This window comes from Altibacter lentus (assembly GCF_000746845.1).
Classification (GTDB): domain Bacteria; phylum Bacteroidota; class Bacteroidia; order Flavobacteriales; family Flavobacteriaceae; genus Altibacter; species Altibacter lentus.
This window is the reverse complement of the sequence record NZ_JPZT01000016.1, coordinates 1-548: the sequence shown is the minus strand read 5'-3', so window position 1 is coordinate 548 and position 548 is coordinate 1. Positions and strand designations below refer to the sequence as shown.

The 548-nt window shown below is 50.7% G+C and carries 1 pseudogene; it reads left to right on the top strand.

The features are described from left to right. Nucleotides 1-548, top strand: a pseudogene (locus JS40_RS15430) (hypothetical protein); the annotation flags it as partial.

Here is a 548-nt window from a genome sequence, read left to right as displayed (position 1 = left end):
TCTACCAACTTTGCCACCTTGGATGCTGCGGCTCCGGTGTGTAACACTTCGATCACTGCGCCCGGTGTTTGGTATACCTTTACCGATACTAGCGGCTTACTAACCGACTATGTGGTATCACTTTGTGATGGTGGCACTGCTTATGACAGTAAACTTACGGTGTACTCGGGAGACTGTGGTACGTTGACCTGTATTGGTGACAACGACGACACCTGTGGTCTTCAGTCGGAAGTAGCCTTCCAGGGTGATGGTAGTACAACCTACTACATCCTAGTACACGGATTTGGAGGCGCTCAGGGCGACTTCTCCTTGAACCTTAACTGTACTCCGGTACCTCCACCAAACGATATGATCGCCAACTCCATTGACGTGGATGAGATAGGATTCCCTTATACCGATCCTAACGTAGCGATGCCTGCTGCAACGACAGAGGCCGGCAACCCAACGGGTTGTAACATAGACGGAGCCAATGGAGTTTGGTACAACTTTGTCTCTCAAGGAAACGGCGGAGCGTCTTGTACGATCTTGAATCCTGGAGGAGCAAGTTC